Below are 4,361 nucleotides of genomic sequence, written 5' to 3'. Positions count from 1 at the left end.
ACCGGCCTCGTTCGAGCCTTCATTGAGGCCCTCGTCTCCAGCCGGCCCGAGGACCAGCTCACAACCCATGAGGAGAGCCTGGCCTCAACCAGTCGTCACCGGGCACAGACGTCTATCTCAGGTCACTGGCCGGTCGTCTCGTAAGCGGACCGGCTTGCGGGGCATCGCAGGGTAGAGCTTGACGGGTGCCATCTGTCAGCGTCATCGCAGGTGGATGAATGAACTATTGGTGGGATACACGCGCGTATCAACGGAGCAACAAGATCTCACCGCCCAGCGCAACGGACTCCACGCGCTCGGCGTCGGTGACGACCGCGTCTACGTCGACCATGGCCTGACCGGCACAAACCGCGACCGACCCGGGCTTCGGTTGGCTCTCGCAGCGTGTCGAGCAGGTGACACCCTGGTCGTGACCAAGCTGGACCGGCTCGCCAGGTCGCTGCCCGACGCTCGCGACATCTTGGACGAGCTGACTAGGTGCAACGTGAAACTCAGCCTCGGCGGCTCGATCCACGATCCGACGGACCCCGTCGGACGACTGTTGTTCAACGTGTTGGCGATGGTGGCCGAGTTCTCTGTTATCTCGACACGCCGGGACGACCAGCTCCCCGAGGTGAGGGCTGCGCCCTGATGCAGTGAGCACCGGCGAAGGAGGCCGGTGTGCGGGTGGTCAAGCGTCATGAGCGCGGCATCGTCGGGCGGGTTGTCCTGCTAGATGACGCGGGCGGCGAGGTTGTGGCGGTGAGTCGGTTCCTGTCACATCTGACCGACTCCAGCTACAGCCCGAATACCGTGTGCGCGTACGCCTACGACCTCCGCCATCTCGTGCGGTTCCTTGAGCAGCACGCGCTCGATTGGAATGACTTCCGACCCTCGACGGCGCTGGAGTTCCTGGCGTACTTGCGGCGGGTGCCGTCCCGGCGACCGGCGCAGCGGCTGGGCTTGACGGTGGCGACCGAGCAGGGTCGGCTGCTGTCCGCGGCGACCGTGCAGCGGGTGCTCGCGGCGACCTCGAGCTTCTTTGAGTGGGCGATCGCTGCGGAGCAGTACACGGCCGGCGAGAACCCGATGCAACGCCGGGTTGATCACGCACTTGGCCGGGTGCCGGATCGGCATCAGCCTTTCGTCGGCGCGCCGAGCCGACAACACCCGGTCCGCCGCACCGTCAGAGTGCGACTCCCGCTTCGCCTGCCCCGACCCATGGCCGCCGAGGACATCGACGCGCTGCTGGCCAGCCTCGCCACGCTTCGGGATCTCGCGATCTTCCTGCTGATGCTCGACGGCGGCCTGCGGCCCGGCGAGGTGCTGTGCCTCCGGTTGGAGGACGTCTCCTACGGTCGCCGCCGGGTGATTGTCCGCAAGCGTGACGACCATCCCCGCGGGGCACGGGCGAAGGCCCGCCACGAACGGGTTGTCGATCTGCATGAGCCACGCACGCTGGACGCGGTCAACCGCTACGTCCTGCACGAGCGCCCAATCGACGCGGAGTCCCCGTTCGTGTTCCTCGTTGGTGGCTCTGGGCCGCGGCGGTGTGAACCGTTGAGCTACCAGGCGGTTGCTCGCGGCTTCGCGCGCCGGCTGGACCGGCTCGGAATCCGTAGCCCAGACAAGACGCCGCACGCGCTACGGCACACGCACGCGACCGCGATGTGGGAGGCCGGAATGCGGGAGCTGGCGTTGCAGAAGCGGCTTGGGCACGCTTCGCTCGAGTCGATCCGCATCTACACCCGCGTCTCCGACGAGCAGGTGCTCGCCGACTACGACCACGCACTACGGGGCCGGTCGTGACCACACCCGAGCTTCTGGCGTCCCCGCCGGCGCAAGCGGCGGCCGCGCATCGAGTGCATGCCGAGCGCGCGAGCTACAAGGCGTGGGTCCACGAGCACGTCACCGGTTACGGCGCTCGGTGGGCGCGTATGGACGCCTATGACCGGTTCGTCGAGCGCTGGCCCTCGCTGCAGGACTGGTTCGACGCGCCGCTGCGACAGCGGCTTATCGACCGGGAGACCTGCGTGCGCGGGCAGCACCCACACGGCGGGGCGAGCGTGATCATGCCGTACCTGACCTACCTGTCGCTGGTCCGCCGCGTTCGTCTGGACTACCCGATCCTGCTCGGCCGAACGTTCATTAGCCCGTTCAGACACCAGGCCCGCCACGGCGGTATCGGCATCGACATGGATCTGTTCGAGCGGCACGTCAGCCGACTGGGCGAACTCGGTTACGCCACGCCGCGCGAAACGCTGCAGTGGCCATTGGGGCGGATGCTGCTACACCGCGGCGACCCGGACCTGTCCGCGCTGATGATGAGCGATCTTGACGAATTGAGTCAGGCGGTCGAGACGTTCAGTGCTCGGCTGCGCCTCGACCCGTTACGCGACTTCTACGCCCGGCTCCCCGCCGGGCAGCAGGCCGAAGATTCGGTCAGGTCGTATCTACGCACCGCGATCGGGCGCGTGCACGCCACTCACGTGCTGCTGTTCGACATTGACCAGGTCGACCGCACCCCGGTCGCGCGCATCGCGGCAGGCGGCTCGTCGGACCATCTTGCCCCGGCGGATGCGCCACCCAAGATCGCTGCGGTGATGCAGCGGTATCTGCGACTCCACGTAGACGCCAACCTCGACCGGCCACAGACCGTGCGCCATGCCCGAGACGCGCTGCACCGGCTCATGCGCTGGCTGGCGGCCGCGCACCCGGCCATCACCAGCCTCGCCGAGCTGCACCGCGAGCACGCGGAAGAGTTCCTGTGCTGGCTCGGGGCGCAGACCAACCAGCACACCGGCGAACCGTTGAGCCTAACCACGAAGCGATCGGTCGTCACCCTGATCACCCGATTCGTGACCGAGACCGCGGCCTGGCAATGGGATGACGTCCCGGCCCGAGTGCTGTTCACCCGCGCCGACATCCCGAAGATCAACCGACCGCTGCCTAGGTTCATCCCCGATCACGAACTCGCCGCGCTCATGACGGCCGTCGACCAGCTACCGAATCCCTACCAACGGGCCGCGTTGATCGTCGCGCGGTGGAGCGGCGCCCGCCGCGACGAGATCCGCCGCCTAGCCGTCGACTGCCTCGACAGCTACCCCGACGGGCACCCGCGGCTACGAATCCCCGTCGGCAAAGGACATACCGAGCGCAGCATCCCGCTCCACCCGCAGGCGGCCGAGGTGCTGCAGCCGCTCATCGAACGGGCCCGCACACAACGATCTCGACCCCGCTTCGATCCCAGCGCGGGCCGTGCAGTGCAGCATCTCTTCTTCCAGCGCGGCAGGCTGCTCTCGAACGGGTTCCTGTTCGACATGTCACTCAAGGCCGCGTGCACTGCGGCCGGGCTCGTCGACTCAACCGGGAGGCAGACGATCACCGCCCACCGGTTCCGGCACACTATCGGCACCCAACTCGCTGAAGGCGGAGCTCGCATCCAAACGATCATGGCTGTGCTCGGACATCGGACTCCGAACATGTCGATCATCTACGCCAGCCTGTCCGACCCGACCGTCAAGCAGCAGTACCAAGACGCCCTGGATCGTCACCTCGGACCCGATGTGACCCTCGCCGGGCCGGCCGCTGACGCGCTGCGCGAGCACCGCCTCGACCCCCGAAGCGGTGTCCTGGCTGCAGACCAACTTCCTCAAGACAGAACTCGAACTCGGCCACTGCCTGCGCACACCCGCCGAAGGCCCGTGCGAGTGCGACCTGGTGCTGACCTGCTCGAAGTTCCTCACCACCAGCGACTACGCACCGCGGCTCCGCGCCCGTCTCGACGTCGAGCAGCACCTCATCGAGGACGCGACCGCACGTGGCTGGCGGCGCGAGATCGAACGGCACACGACGACCCGCCGGCGCATTGAGCAACTACTCGACGAGCTGCAGCCATCTGAGCAGGATGGACAAGCACCATGATCGCTACGCCGAATTGCTGCTCGCCCGTTCATCACCAGCGACCGGATCGGGGGCTTGCGAACTGCGGTCTGTCCACATAATCGAATCCGACCTGATCCGACTTCGCACCCGGGAAGGGATGAAAGTAGCCAGGGCCAAGGGTCGGCCGCGCGGCAAGCAACCGAAGCTAAAACCGAACCAAGCGAAACACCTGCTGGAGCTGCATGACTCAGGGACCTACACCCAAGCCGAGCTTGCCGAACTGTTCGGCGTCGGGCGATCAACGATCTACCGCACCATCGACAGAATGGGGCCCAAACCCGTTGACCCTGAGCGGCCGTTCGCTCACATCGTGGTGCCGCCGTTCCCGAACACCGAAATCAGTACTCCGCGGAACTCTCAGCCGAGCGACTAATGAATGCGGACCCCAAGCGAGAAGCCCCAACCTCGGTCGGGGCTTCTTCGTCAGGTACCGCCTT

Annotated in this window: 2 protein-coding genes and 2 pseudogenes; all 4 read left to right on the top strand. The window is 66.8% G+C overall.

All coding sequences use genetic code 11. The features are described from left to right. Positions 1 to 214: 214 nt before the first annotated feature. Positions 215 to 574 (top strand): annotated as a pseudogene (locus tag VFH65_RS10710) (recombinase family protein); the annotation flags it as partial. A gap of 86 nt (positions 575 to 660) precedes the next feature. Continuing rightward, positions 661 to 1,788 (top strand): tyrosine-type recombinase/integrase, encoded by a 1,128-nt coding sequence (locus tag VFH65_RS10705; RefSeq protein ID WP_353321310.1) that lies wholly within the window; start codon positions 661 to 663, stop codon positions 1,786 to 1,788. Beyond that, positions 1,785 to 3,851: a tyrosine-type recombinase/integrase gene (locus VFH65_RS10700; RefSeq protein WP_353321309.1), complete on the top strand. Its 2,067-nt coding sequence runs from the start codon at positions 1,785 to 1,787 to the stop codon at positions 3,849 to 3,851. Before VFH65_RS10705 ends, VFH65_RS10700 begins: the two co-directional genes overlap by 4 nt. Before the next feature lie 134 nt (positions 3,852 to 3,985). Further along, a pseudogene (locus VFH65_RS10695) lies at positions 3,986 to 4,189 on the top strand (helix-turn-helix domain-containing protein); the annotation flags it as partial. Between the last annotated feature and the right edge of the window lie 172 nt (positions 4,190 to 4,361).

Origin of the sequence: Mycobacterium sp., from assembly GCF_035697385.1 — a bacterium.
Taxonomy (GTDB): Bacteria; Actinomycetota; Actinomycetes; order Mycobacteriales; family Mycobacteriaceae; genus Mycobacterium.
This window is presented reverse-complemented; position numbering and strand designations above follow the sequence as displayed.